Origin of the sequence: Paenibacillus sp. FSL R5-0908 (genome assembly GCF_038006245.1) — a bacterium.
In the GTDB taxonomy this organism is placed as follows: domain Bacteria; phylum Bacillota; class Bacilli; order Paenibacillales; family Paenibacillaceae; genus Paenibacillus_AQ; species Paenibacillus_AQ odorifer.
Genome location: NZ_JBBOUV010000001.1, coordinates 7,057,124 through 7,073,903, shown reverse-complemented (window position 1 = coordinate 7,073,903; position 16,780 = coordinate 7,057,124). Strand labels below are relative to the sequence as shown.

Sequence of the window (16,780 nt, the reverse complement as noted above, 5' to 3'; positions counted from 1 at the left end):
ATTGCAGAATGTGCAACAGAATGACCCGAATGTTGTCTGAATAAGGCAGTCTGTTGCATTCTGTACAATAGAATCAAGCCCAACTCGCATAAAAGGAGGGGAGCCACTAAATTGAATGCACAAAGTGCAATCACCCCAGATCATCCGGCTCCCTCCGCGTCCAGCGCGATTTTATTGCGGATTGGTGGTCCATAGTCCTGCTGTTTTTAGGAAGACGCGATCCGGCAGCTTCAAAGCTGTCAGTGCCAATTCAGCAACATCTTCAGGTTGCATCATGCGATCTTCATCACCGATTTTGAGTCCAGCATTGGAAGCTAGGCCAGTGTTGACCGTGCTTGGAGTCAAGGCTACGACGCGAATATTGTGTTTGCGCACTTCTTGTGCGAGGGCTTCGGTCATGCCCATGAGAGCGAACTTGGACGCGCAATAAGCAGAGCCTGTCGCGAAGCCGCGCTCTCCGGCTGTGGATGAAATATTGATGATATTTCCGCCATTTTTCTCAATCATCGCAGGCAGTGCAGCACGAGTTACGTAATAAGTACCGTAAAGATTAACTTGGATGTGGCGCTCCCAGTCTGCAGGGTCCATTTCTACTAAAGTGCCGAATTTTGCGATCCCGGCATTGTTGATTAATGCATCAAATGCTCCAAGCTCATTTTGCAGGGAAGCAACAGCACGTTCAGCTTCTTCGCGTACAGCGATATCGGCCACGGCAATGCTGACTTTAACGTCATATACTTCCGTTAAGGCTGATTTTAACGCTTCGAGATCACCTGAAGTTCTGGAGATCAGGCCTAAATTAGCACCTTCCTTAGCCAGTGCCATAGCCAAGGCTTTTCCGATCCCTTTGCCTGCACCAGTAATTACAACACTCTTTCCTCTCAAATCCATCTCTATCGTCACTCTCCTTCAAACTTTTTTGAAGCAGCTGCTTCATTCAAGTCTTATTATACCTGAATGCTATAGGGCAATTACAATCGCCTCTTAGAGAAGGGGCTGCAAATTTTCATGAAGCCGAACTGCCTTTTCATGAAAAGTATTATTCATGGAGTTTCGTCAGCGGTACCGAAGCAGGACCCTCTAAAACCTCGCCATCGTAGGAGAAGCGGGAACCATGGCAAGGGCAATCCCAAGAGCGATCCCCGTTGTTCCATTCGCATTCACAGCCCATATGGGTGCAGGTTCTATCCACCAGATGAAGTTTACCTTCTGTATCCTTATAAGCTCCCACACGTTTGCCATCATGGAACACAACGGCCCCTTCGTCAGCTTCTAAATCAGTTGTCTTTTTATGGACGATTTCCACTTTGCCCGCCACGAGCTCTTTTGCCACATTGGCATTTTGTACGATGAAGTTTTTCAGACTGGTGCCAGCTTTGAAGCGGGACGGATCGTACAATTCGGAATATGGATTATCTTTGCGCTGAATCTGATCCGAGATGATCTGTGCAGCCAGCGTACCGCTTGTCATGCCCCATTTTCCAAAGCCTGTGGCAATATAAATCTCTTTATCGTCTGAAATCTTGCCGATGTAGGGCACCCTGTCTAGGGTGATTAAATCCTGTGCTGCCCAACGGTAAGGGATTGTTTTGATGCCGAGCAGATTTCCTGCGAATAGCTCCAAATTCTCATAGTGTCCTATCGTGCAGATGCCCTGGCCCGTCTTATGATTGTCTCCCCCGACAATGACCAGATTCCTGCCTTCCCACTCTACTGCACGCAGAGAACGGGTGGGTTCGCTTGCGCTTAGATACATTCCACCCTCAAAATCCGTTTCAGGCTGGATCGCCAGACAGTAGGAACGTTCAGCATGCAGTCGCGAGAAATATAGTGCTCCTCCATCGTAAAAGGGGAAATGAGAAGCCGAAACGGCGTAGCGGCAGGTGATCCGATACTCGTCCTTTTCAGTAAAAAGCGTAAGCTTATCGTTCTTCTCCACCTTATCCGCCATCATCGTATGCTCATAGATTACGCCACCTTTATCCTGAATGACCTTCAGTAGCCCCTTCAGATATTGCAGCGGGTGAAAGCGGGCTTGTCCTGGTAATTTAATGGCACCACTGGCCATCAGAGGGATAGAGACGTTATCTAGCCACTCTCCGGGCAGCCCCAATTGTTCATAGGCTTTATACTCTTCCTCCAGCTGTTTAAGCGTCTTATGATCTTCAGCATCCGCGTACAGAAAAGCTGCCTCCTGTTTCATGTCGCAGGATACTTCAAGCTCATCAGCCGTATTCTGGATCCAATTCATAGCCTCGCTGTTCGAGCGATAATAGAGCCGGGCTTGCTCCTGCCCAAAATGCTTTATCAAATGATGATAGATTAACCCGTGCTGTGCTGAGATTTTTGCACTGGTAAAACCCGTTGTGCCACTTAGAATTTCCCCGGCTTCCAAGAGCGTGACTTTGTAGCCTGCTATGCTGAGGAGATAGGCTGTTGTAATGCCTGTAATTCCACCGCCTACCACTGCGACATCTGTAGAGATATCTTCAGCCAGCTTTGAGAAAGTCGGTAAATCCGTGGTATCTCTCCATAATGATTCCGGAAATTGTGGAAGACTTTGCGTTATCTTACGGTTTGGGTCCATCTATTATCCCTCCATCTTTACAATCTTCATCTCATTTATTACCACAGTCCTGTGAAAAGAAACTTCCCATTCAATCGTGCTGTGCATGAATTCAGAGAAACAGTGCCAAAATAAGGTGGGAACCGGGACGTAAAGGATAAAGAGGAGGGATGATGTTCCATGTCAGATCAACAGGATAAGGACAATATTTCTCTGGAATGGATCAAAGATCAGCTGAACGGGTTCGCGGATTTAATCGATAAGACGATCGTTACCTCTTTTGGGCAGGTCGACCTACTTTATATCAAAAGCGTTGCGGATTCGCAGATCCTCAGCCGAAATGTAATTGCACCGTTCTATGAGATGGAGAATATCAACGCTTATCAAAATTACATTTTGACGTATCCGGGCAGTGAAGAGGCGACTACAAAGGATAAGGCGATTGAGCTTTTGCTTAGCGGATATATTCTTCTGGGTTTGAAGGATACGTTCTGTTTCTTTGATGCTATGAATACGGAGATCAGCGGGGTTAATGAAACATCTGCAGAAAGCATTTCTCAGGGGCCTTCAGATGCGCTAACTGAGGATATTGCAGTGAATATGAACATGATTCGTCGGCGGTATCAATCCACCAATCTCAAAATGGAGACCATGGTCATCGGCGATGTCTCCAAAACAAAAATAGCGATTCTATACGATGACAGTCGGGTGGATAAGAATGTTTTAAAGGAATTACGTGAGAAAATGGGGACGTTAAAGGTTGATATTTTGCAGGCTACAGGCGAACTTGAGAAGTTTATAAGCAGTGATAAATTAAGAATACTCCCCAAGTCCATTATCACCGAAAGACCGGACAGGGTTGTGTTTAATTTATCTGAAGGAAAAGTAGCGATAATGCTGGATACTACGGGTTATGCGATAGTGCTGCCGTCTATTTTTAATGACTTTTTCACATCCATGGATGATAAAATCCAATTTCCTATCGTGGGGCGTTTTCTGAAGCTTTTGCGGATTATCGGTGTAGGCATGACACTTTGGCTGCCTGCATTCTATGTAACCCTCACCTCGTATAATCCAGAAATTATTCGGGTGCAGATTGCACTGCTTATTTCGGGTAGTCGTGCAACAGTACCTTATCCATCTTTTGTGGAAGTACTTTTAATGCTTATGATGATGGAGTTTCTGACTGAGGCGAGTTTACGGCTTCCCAAGGCGATTGGTCCAACGGCTACAACTGTAGGAGGTCTGATCTTGGGGCAAGCGGCGACGGCAGCAGGGCTAGTAGGGAATATCATGATTATATTGGTCTCTGCGGTTGCGATATCCAATTTTTTAATTCCGCTGAATATGATGAGCTTGTCGATACGCGTGCTGAAATATATTTTCCTTTTTGCCGCAGCTTTTTTAGGGTTGATTGGTGTAGTGGTCTGTGTAGTGGGCTTTGCCATGTATTTATGCAAGCAGCGCAGCTTTGGACAACCCTATTTCCGATTGTTTTTTCTCGATACCCTGGGCAAGAAGAAGGGCGGGGGCCATTGATGGCCAAAAGCCGTTATTTCTACTGTCTTTTTCTGATGAACAGCGTGATCAACATCATTAATTTTGTTCCAAGGGAACTAATAGATAGACGTTTTGGTGGTGCTTTGATGTCCATACTAATCGGAACGATCTTGGGCACTTTGTTTGTCTATACATTTACTGTTCTGATTGCTAAATTCCCCGGCAAGGGGTTTCCGGAAATATTTCACTCTTTGCTTCCTAAGAAGTTAGCCAGAACCTTACTGGTCCTTTTTGCCGGCTTATGGTGTGTGGCTGGGGGAGTTACATTGCTTTCTTTTGTAGATATCACGCTGCGGTTTATCAGCCCGGATTCGAATCCTTATACGGTTGTGATCAGTTTTTTAGTCTTGGTCTGCATCTGCTGTCGCTTTGATTCTCTATCACTCTTGTATGGGCTTGAAATCATTCTCAGCGTAACTTTACCGTTAATTATTTATGGCCTCGTAAAAGCGTTGCTCAATCCGGACTTCAATTGGGATTCTGTTCTGCAGATTACTACATATCTCTGGCATAAGCCGGATCTAATGAGCCTTGCGGCGGCTACCTTTTCGTTCAGTGGTTACTTAAACCTGGCCATATTTAATCGGGTATTTCATGGGCTGAAGCTGAAACATGTCTGGATTATAGGGGTGGAGGGTCTTTTCGTATTGCTCTTGACTTTTTTAGTTCCCATCGGCTATTTCGGAACCGTTGCTATTGATAAACATGTATATACATGGTTCTCGACGGCCGACAGTATTCGGATAGAATCCTTTATTATTGAACGGATGCTGTTTATTTTTTATTTTGCCTATTTGAGTTTATCTCTGGTAAGTGTAATCGTTCATTGGCATGGAGGTCTAGAGCTCTTTAAAGGGGCCATTTCATCTGTTAAAAAACAGTCCCCAAAAGCAGAGCGCTGGAAAGAGTGGAGCATCCTAGGCTTGTTTAGCGCGATGGTTCTGTCCTTGATGGGGCTGGATCAATATCAGCTTAACATGTTTGGTGCCTGGTTTCTGCAAATTCGCTGGTTTGGTGAGATGTTTATCATCGCTCTGCTGTTTTATTGTTATCGCAAAGTTAGGAGGGGGAAGCTATGAGAAGAGTGCTTGCTGGAATTGGGATTACCTTACTCCTGCTTCTCCCTGGTTGTGACTTCAAGGAAATTGATTTGCGGATTTTTGTGCTAGCGATCGGCGTTGATGAAGGTACAGAAGAAGGAAATTTTAAGATTAGCTTGAAGCTTGCTATCCCTCAGGGGGATGTCACCAAGATTGATGAGAAGATGCAGATCTTGACGGAGGAGTCTTCGAGCATTTCGGAAGCGCTTCGTAGAATGAAATCCAGAGTGGAAAAGGAGCTTGATTACTCCCATTGTAAATCAATTATTTTGGGGGAGGAGGTTGCCCGTAAAGATATTCTCCATGTTATGGATTGGGCCGTGCGACGTAGAGATATACAGCTTATTATTAATTTTGCAATAGGGCGTCCGGAAGCACTTCAAGTGCTGAAGGTAAGACCCGAATCAGAGCGGATCCCATCGAATTCTCTTATCCTGGCTATGAGTGGACAAGGCACGGAGTCTCCATTTATTTCTAGTGTGTATTCCTATCAGCTGATGAGAAATGTTTTTGAGGAGGGGATTGATCCGATCCTGCCGATTATCGAGGCTAAAGGGGAAAAGGAGTTTTTAATTGATAAAATTGCTCTGCTGAATAATGAGAAAATCAAAATGGTTCTTACGCCAAATGAGACCCGGCTATATAATCTGCTGTCACGCCCGAATCTGCGGACTAACTTACCCGCCCATTCCGAGGGAATTATGTTTCAATATTACACAGAGAGGTCATCCTCGCACTATAAAATCGTGACACCAGAGCAAGGAAAAGCTACTATTCGTTATCATATTAAGATAAAAGGTATTCTCGAAGAGAGTAGTAGCCCAGATCTGGTGACTCATAGCATGCTGGAGAAAATTGCAGTTGCTGGGGGAAAAGAACTGGAAGTGGATATCTTAGCATTGCTGACCAAAATTCAAGCAAGTGGTCTTGATCCCTTTGGTTGGGGGCTGCATTATGGAGCAAGACACTTTAATAACGATACGGAAATGAAAGTGTGGAAGGAACTCTATTCTAAACTTGACTTCCAAGTGAAGGCTGATGTAGACATTAAATATTCCGGAATGATTAGGTAGCTTGTAATGTAACACGTGGATAACAATGGGATTGACGTTCCCTTTCGCAAGATTTATACTTGATCTAAAAATAAGTTAGAGGATGATAGGAATGAAAAGTCTAAATTTGACCTCCCAACGTCAAGCCGTTTACGATATCGTCCTTAATTCACATGACCATCCTACTGCTGCGGAAGTAATGAATCGGCTAGTAGAGCAGGGACATAGCTTAGCATACGGTACGGTATATAACTCTCTGCGTTATCTTTCAGATAAACAAATGATTCGTGAGCTTAAGCTTGGTGAAGCTGCCAGCAGATATGATGCACGTATGGATGATCACCAGCATATCATTTGTGAAGTTTGTGGAGCAGTAGATGAGGTTATGAATCAAGTTCCGCGTGAATGGATGAATACAGTGGCCAAGGATACCGGTTATACCATTGGTCATGCCCATGTAGTATTCGGGGGCGTCTGCCCGAACTGTAAGAACAAAAAGAATAATTAGGATAGAAGTGCCGGAGCTTGTGCTGCGGCAATAATAAGTAAATCGGAAGAGACCGCTTTCATTGAGGCGGCCTTTTTTGTTGCATTTATATGACAATTCTCAAAAAAAATGAGAAAAACGAAGAAAGATAGGAGGAAAATCGGTTCCTAAAACAGATATAAAATTATATATTAAGTCTGGTAAATGTATCCTTGCCTAAGACTCAGATGAGAGAGAGATGATGATGTCTATGAAAAAAAATGCGGGTATGACTATCCGTGCCAAGTTAATTCTTACATACCTAATAATACTGCTGCTGCCCAGTATTATAATAGGCTGGCGAACCTATCAAGCTGCCAGCCAGGAAGTGGAAGATCAACTGGTGAACAATGCTACCGAAAGTGTGTTAGCCGTAAATGAAATCATTAACTCTAATATTCAATCCAAAATAGATGCGATTTCTTATTTTGCCGCGGAGTTTTCATCTGAGGGGATCAACAGTGAGGGATCTGGGGGGACTTCCTCTGCTGTAAAAGCCAGACTGAAGGAATATGTGGCACTGCATCCGGATGTACTGGACATCTATGTGGGTACAAGCAATGGCAAGGCTATTCATGCTTTAGATGCTAAGCTGCCAGAGGGTTATGATCCAAGGCAGGAAAGCGCCTATATTAATTCTCTGAAGCAAGGAAAAGGGGCAGTGATTTCTCCGGCTTTTCAAACCGCAAATAAGGAAACCGCGATTGCGATATCAACGGTTCTTAAGGGCGGTGATGGGGTGATCACAATGAATCTTAACCTGTCTACTTTAGGGGAGCTGACCTCAATTAAGGTAGGCAAGGAAGGTTATATCCTCATCGTTGATAACAGCAAGAAGTTTCTAGTTCATCCTACAGAAGCTATCGGGCAGGAATCGTCTGATGATTTTGTTAAGAAAATGTTCGAAAAAGAACAAGGGGTCTTCGATTATGTCTTCAAGGATACGTCCAAAAAGATGACCTTTATGGTCAATGAACTGACGGGTTGGAGAATCGGAGGTACGATCAGCATTGATGAGGTTAACTCAGCAACTAGTGGAATCCGCGATACAGCTCTGCTTGTTATTATAGTTTCCGTTCTGCTTGCGCTGGTTGTGATCTATTTTAATATTCAATCGATTTTGAGACCGCTTTTCCGGCTGCGGAAAGCAACTGCGGTGATAGCCAAAGGTGATCTTTCGGAAGACATGGGTGTTTTCCGTAAAGATGAAATAGGGCTGCTGGCAGAGAATTTTCAATTAATGGTGATCAGCTTGCGCGAGATGATCATTGGCGTGCAGGAGATGACAAGCAATGTCTCCTCCTCAGCGGAAGAACTGACGGCTAGTGCGGATCAGACTGCCCAAACGATTGAGCAGGTGACCATAGCGATTCAGGACGTAGCGGCAGGGACGGAGCGACAGGTGGTTAGTGTACGAAAAGGAATGGAGAGCACTGCCGCTACAGCTAGCGAGGTCGAGCAGATTTCCACATATATGGAGCAAGTATCCACAATGATGGACAAGACTTCACTCTCAGCATCAGAAGGCAATGATTCGGTTATCAGCGTGGTGGACAAAATCAATGGTATCCATGAAACGGTCGGAGAGCTGGGCAGTGTAATTGACAAGCTGAATGAAAGAACCAGTCAAATTGAGGGCATTGTTGGTGTCATCACCGGGATTGCCCGCCAGACCAACCTGCTGGCCCTCAATGCTTCCATTGAGGCAGCCAGAGCCGGGGAACAAGGGCGTGGATTTGCGGTGGTTGCTGCCGAGGTGCGTAAGCTGGCAGAGGAATCAGAGAGATCCGCACATTTGATTGCCGAACAGATTACCGCTATTAATAGTGAAATGCTGCTGGTAACTCATACGATGGAAGACACCAGACAGCGCGTATCCGAAGGTATTGAGGCTGTGGATACTTCCGGACGTTCTTTCTCTCGTATCCGAAGAGCAGTAAAGAGTGCCGCGGAGAAGATTGAAGCCATGGGCGGGGTTGTGCAGACCTTGTTGGTGGAGTCTAATCATATGGAGAAGGCTATTGGGGAAATTCGCGGCATATCGGAAGAGGCGGCTGTGAATACGGAAACTATCGCAACTGCCGCACAAGAGCAGCTTGCTTCTGTAGAGGAGATGGCCTCTTCGTCTACCGACCTTAGCCGTCTTGCAGAAGAACTGCAGAAGCTGGCGAGCCGCTTTAAGATAAACGCTTCTGGTAATAAGAATGATTTCTGATAGGAGAACCGTGCTTTTTATCTTCCCTTTTGAACTCCTTTGCAAGTATACTGATAAACAATAATGTTGGGTTAGGCAATGGAGAGAGGAGAGATAATAGGAAATGGCAGAGCAATTAAAAGGGATCACTGTCGCCTTGGCGGGTCCGCGCAAATCCGAAGAAATGGCCAAGCTGGTTCAGAATATGGGGGGGACGGCAGTATGCCGACCTGCTCAAGGGACTGTATTTCTTGATGATGAGGCCTTGCAGGAAGGTTTGAATGCATGGATCAATCAGCCTCCCTACTTGGCGATCCTGACTACAGGGATGGGACTTGATGCTCTCTTCGATATGGCTGAGCGAATGGGGATCGAAGAACGTTTCTTAGAAGTACTTTCTGGTTCTATTATTGCCGCACGGGGTTATAAGACAGTGAATGCTTTGAAAAAAAGAGGACTTACGCCGGAGATTCGTGACGACGACGGAAGTACAATCGGATTGATTCGTGGACTTCAATCCCTGAATTTGCAGGGGAAAGAAGTCGTTCTTCAGCTGCACGGCGATCCAGCTCCTCATATGCTTGCATGGCTGCAGGATGCTGGCGCTACTACCCGCCAAGTGCTGCCGTATCGCCATACCCCACCTGAGCCGGGCGAACTGGGAAGATTGCTTCTAGAAATCATATCAGGAAAAATTGATGCCGTGGCTTTTACGAGTGCACCACAGTTTCGTTTCCTCTGTCAATTTGCCCGGGAACAGGGAAAGCTGGAAGAAATGCTGAAGTCTTTTGAGGATAAAGTGCTTGCTGTTTCTGTAGGGCGGATTACCTCAGAGGCGCTTAAAGAAGAGGGCGTACAGCGTATCATTATGCCTGAGCATGAACGGATGGGAAGCATGATTGTAGAGCTAGGCAAATATGTGGCGGCGAATCGCTAAGTCACAAGTTGCGTTAGCTTTACACGAATGACGTTATCACACAGAAGCATTCCCGCCTGTTATCATGGCCGGGGATGCTTTTTTACCCGGAAAAATAAGCCCAAAGAGCAATATACCTGCCATCTGCATGGACATTCGCGGCAGTTTTCCTTAGAATATAGGCAACATGTGACGAATAATAACAACGAATAAGGAGGAGGATCCCATGGACAAGAGAAAATGTCTATTACTTGGTGATTACACCCATCCCCGGTTTCATCCACTTCAAGGAGTGGACCAACAAATTAGCGAGATCTTAAATGATTTATTAACCGTGCAATGTTCAGAAAATAAAAAATTAATGCGCATTGAGCATTTAGCAAGTTATGACCTATGTATTGCTTACAATGAATTGTGGAACGAAACAGTCTCCCCTCAACAAACGGCTGGTTTGCTCAGCTATGTAAGCGGAGGAGGAGGACTCATTGTTCTCCATACGGGAGCTTCGCTGACGAAACGTAACGAGCTTGCTCAGCTAATCGGGGGTCGATTTAACGGACACACAGCTTATGAACCCCTGAACTTCAAGGTGCTGGAGCATGACATCACCGAAGGTGTGGAAGATTTCCAATTGGATGAGGAGCCCTATCATTTTGAATTTGACCCGTTCACAGAACGGACTATTCTGCTTCAATATGAATCTGAGGGGCAATGGATTCCAGCTGCATGGTGCCATAGCTATGGTTTAGGACGCGTAGTATTCCTTATGCCTGGTCATCATGAACCCTCCTTCCGTCATCCGGCACTACGTAAACTAATTCTACAGGCGGCTACTTGGGCTGCCCGTATTCCGGTCACTAACTAAGCAATGTTGTGTTTTTTTTGAAATACGTACACAGTGGGGTATACTTTAATCATAAACTCCGTTATGTAATGAAACGGAATCTTTGGGAGGAAAGTGCCATGAGTGATTTGTTTAAAAAAGCGATCTCTTTAGGAGTGGGCCTCACCATTGTCAGTAAGGAAAAAGTAGAGAAGGTTGTTGAAGAACTAGTGAAACGTGGGGAGCTTGCTCCTTCAGAATCTAGGGCTCTCGTCGATCGGTTGATTGAACGTGGTGAGGAAGAACGAGGCATGTTCAAGTCTGCTGTACAAGAGCAAGTACAACGCGTGCTGAAGGAAATGAATGTGCCTGTACAAAACGATATTGCCGAGCTGGAAGGGCGAATTGCAGTATTGGAGCGCCGGTTGGCCGAGCTAGAGGGGATTTCCCATCTAGAGGGAACATCGGCGGAAACGCGTTCGGACTAAATGGCAGTACGCATTAGACATGCCGGACGTTACCGGGCAATCGCCATGGCGCTTATGCGCCATGGTTTTGGCTATATGGTGGAAGAGCTGGGGCTCTATCACTTACTATCCCTTCCACGTCGTCTTGTAACGCAGGAAGCACACACAAGCCTTACGCTCGGGGAGCGGATTCGGCTGGTGCTGGAGGATTTGGGCCCGACCTTTATTAAGCTGGGACAACTCGCCAGTACCCGTTCAGATCTGCTGCCTGATTCTATTATTCAGGAATTGGTAAAACTACAGGATAATGTGCCTCCTTTTCCTGTCGACCGCGTGCGTGCGATCATTGAGCAGGAACTGGATCAGCATATGGATGAAATCTTTAACTCTTTTGAGGATACGCCACTTGCTGCGGCATCCATCGGTCAGGTGCATAGGGCTGAGCTTCACAGTGGACAAGTCGTAGCTGTTAAAGTTCAACGTCCGGGTATTCTGCGAACGATGAGCAGGGATTTGGAAATTCTCAAAGATTTAAGTACGCTTGCTGAAAAGCGGCTCAGCTGGGCGAGGCAATATCAGCTATGCCGTATGGTAGAGGAGTTCTCGAAATCGCTGCTTGGCGAGCTGGATTATAGCCAAGAGGGACGTAATGCAGAGAAAATCGATCAGCAGATGGATTATGAGGGAGTGTACATCCCGGATATCTATTGGGACTATACGTCAGCACGAGTGCTGACGATGGAATATGTGGTAGGGACAACGCTGAGTCGCCGCGATGAGTTGCTGAGTAAAGGCGTTAAGCTTAAAGCCATTGCTCAGCAACTTGTGGAAATGATGCTTAGACAAATTTTCATTCATGGTTTTTTCCATGCTGATCCTCATCCGGGCAATGTTATACGGATGGGTGATGGAAAGCTGGCTTTGATTGATTTTGGCATGATGGGCCGGCTGAATGAGGAGATGAAGGAGCAGCTGTCTGCACTTATTATCGCTCTGATGCGCAAAAATACGGATGCAATGGTCCGGGCAATTTTGCGTCTTGGAGTCATTCCTGAGGATGCTGATCGAAGTGCGCTGCATGATGATATGGATCGGCTGCGGGATGAATATTATGATGTTCCATTTAGCAAAATGAGTATAGGCAAAGCCCTGAATGATCTGTTCGGCATAGCGCGAAAACACCGTCTAGTGCTGCCGCCGGATTTGACGATGTTAGGGAAGACAATGCTCACGCTGGAGGGAGTCATCAGCAACTTAGATCCAACCATCAGTATTTTGGAGATGGCGGAACCCTTTGGGCGGGAACTTGTGAAGCAGCGCTTTAGCGGCAGTCGATTGCAGCGTAAGTTCCTGGGAGGCGTAGCCGACTTAACAGAGAGTCTGCTGGAGCTTCCTGGGCAGGCTAAGCAGTTATCCGCGCTGATCAGTAAGGGCAAGATAAAGGTGGAGATTGTGGCACCTGAGATGCAGAATCTGGAGCGTAAGCTGGACCGGGTAGGTAACCGTTTAGCATTCAGTATTGTGATGCTCGCGTTTAGCATCATCATGACAGGACTCATTATTGGTACTGCGATGCGTGGACAGCCTTCAGTGTTATGGAATTTCCCTACAGTAGAGGTTGGCAGCGTAGTGGCACTTCTGATGTTCTTGTGGCTGATCTATGCGATTTTTAAATCGGGAAGGTTCTAGCTTAAGGGATTTGAATAATTATTCTTCAGCAGTTTCACACAAATGCCTTTCTATCAAGTACAATATAAAAGATAACTTTCTAAGCTTAACTTTACTTCTATTGTATAAAGTGGAATGGAACGCAAATGGAGTGCCGTCTTAACGTCCGGTGGATCGCTGCTGCCCAGAAACCGAACTTTGACCGCACTCTTTTAACGGGTCAAGGGATACATGGGACGGAAGGATGCCGGTGACGGTGTTCTTCCGCTTTTGTTTGAATATAGCTGAATCTGAAGCATATGCCCCAGAACAGGACAGCCTATGCAGGCTGCCTCATACAGGGCTTTTGAAGACGGAAGTTAAGAAAGAGATGTAATCAAATTAAACCGAGAAAATAGTGAGGTGGAGAATTTGCCGGGATTTAAAGATTTAGGAGTTTCAGAATTACTGTGTACATTGCTTCAAAGTCAAGGCATTGTTAAACCTACGCCAGTGCAACAGGAAGCCATTCCGCCACTGGTGCAGGGCTTGGATGTAATAGCTAGAGCGAAGACAGGTACAGGGAAGACTTTGGCCTTTTTGCTGCCAATTATGGACAAGATCCATACGGAGCGGGCTTATCCTCAGGCGCTGATTATGGCTCCAACACGTGAGTTGGCTTTGCAAATTACAGAAGAGGCACGCAAGCTGGCGCGTCATACGGATATTAAAATATTGGCGGTTTACGGTGGTCAGGATGTAGAGAAGCAACTGCGCAAGCTGGAAGGCGGCAGACATCTTATCATCGGTACACCGGGCAGACTTTTGGATCATATGCGCCGGGAGACGCTGGATCTTAGCGGCGTAAAAATGCTCGTTCTGGACGAAGCCGATCAAATGCTGCACATGGGCTTCTTGGAGGATGTTGAGACCATCATTACGGCTGTCCCTTATCGTCGTCAGACTATGTTGTTCTCCGCGACAATGCCTGATCCGATTAAACGTCTCGCTGCTAATTACATGAAAGAGCCACTGGATATCATCATTAAGAGTGGTTCTCCGATTCCGCTGGATAATATCAAACAACAAGTAGTGGAATGCTCGGACCGCAATAAAGAAGAAGCGCTCAAATCCCTCATTGAACGGGATCGTCCTTACTTGGCTATTATTTTCTGCCGGACGAAACGGCGGGTATCCAACCTGAACGAAGCGCTGCAAGCAGCCGGTTATGAATGCGACGAGCTGCACGGTGATTTGTCCCAAGGTAAACGTGAAGGCGTGATGAAAAGATTCCGTGATGCGAAGCTGCAGCTGCTTGTAGCGACAGACGTAGCAGCTCGGGGTCTGGATGTTGAAGGTATTACTCACATCTTTAACTATGATATGCCGCTTGATGTGGATAGCTATATTCACCGGATTGGCCGGACTGGCCGTGCTGGTGGCAAAGGGCTTGCGATTACTTTCGTATCTCCACGTGATCAAGAGGGTCTGGATTTGATCGAGCATGGCATCTCGCAGCGGCTGGATCGCCGCCGTTACGAGAAGGACGAATTCGGCGTTGGCGAATTCATCCCTGTGCAAGGCGGCGGACGCCACGGCGGTCGCCAAAGCGGCGGCGCTGAGGCAGCGCGCACGGGCCGCGGGCCGAAGACCGGCGGCTCTGGCCGCGGCGGAGCACCGCGCGGCGAAGGCGGAGCGCGGCAAGGTGGCCGTGGCCGCGGTAAAGAAGCAGGCGGCTGGGGTGCGCCTGCAGAAGGTCGCCGCGGTCGTTCCGATGCGGCGGCGGGCAAGCGTGGCGGCAGCGGCTATGACGCTGCTGCTCCTAAGGGCGGCGGCAAGGCTGCCGGCGTAGTGCGAGTAGGCGGCGGCTATGGCGCCTTCGCCTCCCGAGGCGAAGCGTCTGCCAGCGGCAACGCGGCAACGCCTAGCGCCGGTTCGCGCGGTGCGAACCGGAAGGGCGGACCAAGCACTGGCTACAGTGAGAACGTAGCTAGAGGTGCGGACGGCGGTGCCTACACTGGAGGCACTCCACGTGGCGGCTTAGGCAGCGGCTACGGTGCAGGCCCGTCTAGAGGCGGCAAAGGTGGTAAAGGCAGCAAAGGAGGATACGCCGGTGCCAAGGGTGGCGCTGCTGGCAAAGGCGGCCGCAACGGCGGCGGCGGATCTTCACGCGGTGGCCGTAGCAATGGATCCGGTGGCTTTAAAAGCGGTGGTCGCGGCACTTCCAGATAAAGTTAGTAGAGTTTTATAGATGAAACTTGTTACCATAGGGTAGTTAGCGCTGAAGCTAATGACCTATGGTAACCTTTATTTTATAGCGTAGAACATATCGATTTTTATATTTAAATTAGGTTCTTAGTGAAACATTTATGAAGGAAAGCCTGTCTAATAGATAAATAGAATGTTCGGCTTCGAGGAGGAAGAACTTACAGATGTCAAAAAAATTTAAAATTATAATCTTGTTAATTGTCGTTATTGCTGTCGGTTGGGGAATAGGAAAGTACACGTCTCCTTCTGCTTCGGAGAGTAACGGTTCAAATATAAATGTGGGGGATAATCTTCAAGGTGAGCCTGGGGATACGGGGGAAAGTGATGGAGGGGGGATTACAGACCCGGCAGTAGCTGATCCATCTGATACACCAGGTCCATCAGAACCCTCCAGTCCGCCTGAATCAGGCGGTGATAATGCCGGTAGTGTACCAGATCCTATATCTGCAGAGCCTGATAGTATTACAGTGATGGTAAATAAGCAGTATGGTTTGCCTGATAATTATAAACCAACGGATCTTGTCTATCCTGATGTCCGTTTTACCTTCAAAGAGAAAATCGAAAAGCGTATGATGCGCAGCGAAGCCGCTAAAGCCTTGGAGAAGATGTTCGCAGGTGCAGAGGAAGACGGAATTTATTTAGCGGGCGTTTCTGCCTACCGCTCACAGGCAACCCAGACGACTTTGTATAACCGTTATGTGGAGAGAGATGGGGAAGAAAAAGCCCGTACTTACAGTGCAGTCCCTGGCTATAGCGAGCATCAGACCGGGCTGGCTATTGATGTCTCGGGAAGTGATGGCAAGTGTGCCGCCGAGAGCTGTTTTGGTGGAACGAAGGAATCCGAGTGGTTGGCCAAGCATGTAGGAGAATATGGTTTTATCATCAGATATCCTGAAGGTAAGCAAGACATTACCGGATATAAGTACGAGCCTTGGCATATCCGTTATGTAGGTAAGGACATTGCTGCCTATATCAATGAGAAGGATATTACGTTGGAAGAATATTATGACGCAATTCCGGTATCGAAATAACACAGACGCAGAGAGCAGTCCTATGAAATTTGTAGGGCTGCTTTTTCTATGGCAATAAAAAAAGCTCAGAAGTTGCATTCCCTTACAGTTCGGGTAAGATACGTAGTGTAGTCTAAGTACAAGGAAGGAAGGGGAATAAAGATGTCGATCTACAATTTTGCCGGCGTTACACCTTCGGGTAAAGAAGTGCCGTTTGCGGAGTATGAAGGTAAGGTGCTGCTGATTGCTAATACGGCTAGTAAGTGCGGACTTACGCCACAGTATGGAGATCTTCAGAAACTATACGAACAGTATAGCGATCAAGGACTTGTAGTATTAGGATTCCCCTGCAACCAGTTTGCGGGCCAGGAGCCAGGTACGAGTGAAGAGGCTGAGGAATTCTGTCAGATTAATTATGGAGTTACCTTTCCGGTCTTCGCCAAAGTTGATGTTAATGGACCGGATGCCAGCCCGCTTTTTAAATATTTGAAGGAGCAGCAGCCTGGTGCTGGAGACAGCAGCGACATTAGCTGGAATTTCACGAAATTTCTAATTGATCGCAGCGGCAATGTAGTGGCTCGTGTGGAGCCCAAAGAATCGCCGGAAACGATGAAACAACATATTGAGTCACTATTGTAGATCCATTATGGG

14 protein-coding genes are annotated in these 16,780 nt (G+C 46.9%); 12 read left to right on the top strand and 2 right to left on the bottom strand.

The window, feature by feature from the left end:
- Window positions 1-171 precede the first annotated feature (171 nt).
- Both MKZ09_RS32380 and MKZ09_RS32375 read right to left on the bottom strand, forming a co-directional pair.
- The gene (locus tag MKZ09_RS32380; RefSeq protein ID WP_036681981.1) at window positions 172-891 is read right to left on the bottom strand and encodes a 3-ketoacyl-ACP reductase; all 720 of its coding nucleotides are present in this window, start codon (window positions 889-891) and stop codon (window positions 172-174) included.
- 148 nt (window positions 892-1,039) lie between these two features.
- On the bottom strand, window positions 1,040-2,587 hold the full coding sequence (locus MKZ09_RS32375; RefSeq protein WP_076201976.1) for an FAD-dependent oxidoreductase: 1,548 nt from the start codon (window positions 2,585-2,587) through the stop codon (window positions 1,040-1,042).
- A gap of 159 nt (window positions 2,588-2,746) precedes the next feature.
- Between MKZ09_RS32375 and MKZ09_RS32370 the strand changes: the two genes are divergently transcribed.
- From MKZ09_RS32370 to MKZ09_RS32315, 12 genes are all read left to right on the top strand, one after another.
- On the top strand, window positions 2,747-4,105 hold the full coding sequence (locus MKZ09_RS32370) for a spore germination protein (protein ID WP_076201974.1): 1,359 nt from the start codon (window positions 2,747-2,749) through the stop codon (window positions 4,103-4,105).
- Window positions 4,105-5,205, top strand: coding sequence for a GerAB/ArcD/ProY family transporter (locus MKZ09_RS32365; protein WP_076132613.1), 1,101 nt, complete (start codon window positions 4,105-4,107; stop codon window positions 5,203-5,205). Before MKZ09_RS32370 ends, MKZ09_RS32365 begins: the two co-directional genes overlap by 1 nt.
- A complete protein-coding gene (locus MKZ09_RS32360; RefSeq protein ID WP_076132612.1) occupies window positions 5,202-6,299 on the top strand; it encodes a Ger(x)C family spore germination protein in 1,098 nt (365 codons plus the stop codon). Before MKZ09_RS32365 ends, MKZ09_RS32360 begins: the two co-directional genes overlap by 4 nt.
- Before the next feature lie 91 nt (window positions 6,300-6,390).
- Window positions 6,391-6,786: a Fur family transcriptional regulator gene (locus MKZ09_RS32355; protein WP_076123979.1), complete on the top strand. Its 396-nt coding sequence runs from the start codon at window positions 6,391-6,393 to the stop codon at window positions 6,784-6,786.
- A 229-nt stretch (window positions 6,787-7,015) separates the two neighbouring features.
- On the top strand, window positions 7,016-9,019 hold the full coding sequence (locus MKZ09_RS32350; protein WP_179089515.1) for a methyl-accepting chemotaxis protein: 2,004 nt from the start codon (window positions 7,016-7,018) through the stop codon (window positions 9,017-9,019).
- A gap of 103 nt (window positions 9,020-9,122) precedes the next feature.
- Window positions 9,123-9,935 (top strand): uroporphyrinogen-III synthase, encoded by an 813-nt coding sequence (locus tag MKZ09_RS32345; RefSeq protein WP_076201969.1) that lies wholly within the window; start codon window positions 9,123-9,125, stop codon window positions 9,933-9,935.
- Between the two features lie 205 nt (window positions 9,936-10,140).
- Complete coding sequence (locus MKZ09_RS32340) at window positions 10,141-10,779, top strand: ThuA domain-containing protein (RefSeq protein ID WP_076123974.1); 639 nt, start codon at window positions 10,141-10,143, stop codon at window positions 10,777-10,779.
- Between the two features lie 98 nt (window positions 10,780-10,877).
- A complete protein-coding gene (locus MKZ09_RS32335) occupies window positions 10,878-11,225 on the top strand; it encodes a phasin family protein (protein ID WP_036681962.1) in 348 nt (115 codons plus the stop codon).
- Complete coding sequence (locus tag MKZ09_RS32330) at window positions 11,226-12,893, top strand: ABC1 kinase family protein (RefSeq protein WP_076132604.1); 1,668 nt, start codon at window positions 11,226-11,228, stop codon at window positions 12,891-12,893. It begins immediately after the preceding gene.
- 390 nt (window positions 12,894-13,283) lie between these two features.
- The gene (locus MKZ09_RS32325; protein WP_081394171.1) at window positions 13,284-15,083 is read left to right on the top strand and encodes a DEAD/DEAH box helicase; all 1,800 of its coding nucleotides are present in this window, start codon (window positions 13,284-13,286) and stop codon (window positions 15,081-15,083) included.
- 200 nt (window positions 15,084-15,283) lie between these two features.
- Window positions 15,284-16,150: a M15 family metallopeptidase gene (locus MKZ09_RS32320; RefSeq protein ID WP_076201964.1), complete on the top strand. Its 867-nt coding sequence runs from the start codon at window positions 15,284-15,286 to the stop codon at window positions 16,148-16,150.
- A gap of 141 nt (window positions 16,151-16,291) precedes the next feature.
- Window positions 16,292-16,768, top strand: a complete 477-nt coding sequence (locus MKZ09_RS32315; protein WP_076201962.1) for a glutathione peroxidase — start codon at window positions 16,292-16,294, stop codon at window positions 16,766-16,768.
- Window positions 16,769-16,780 lie beyond the last annotated feature (12 nt).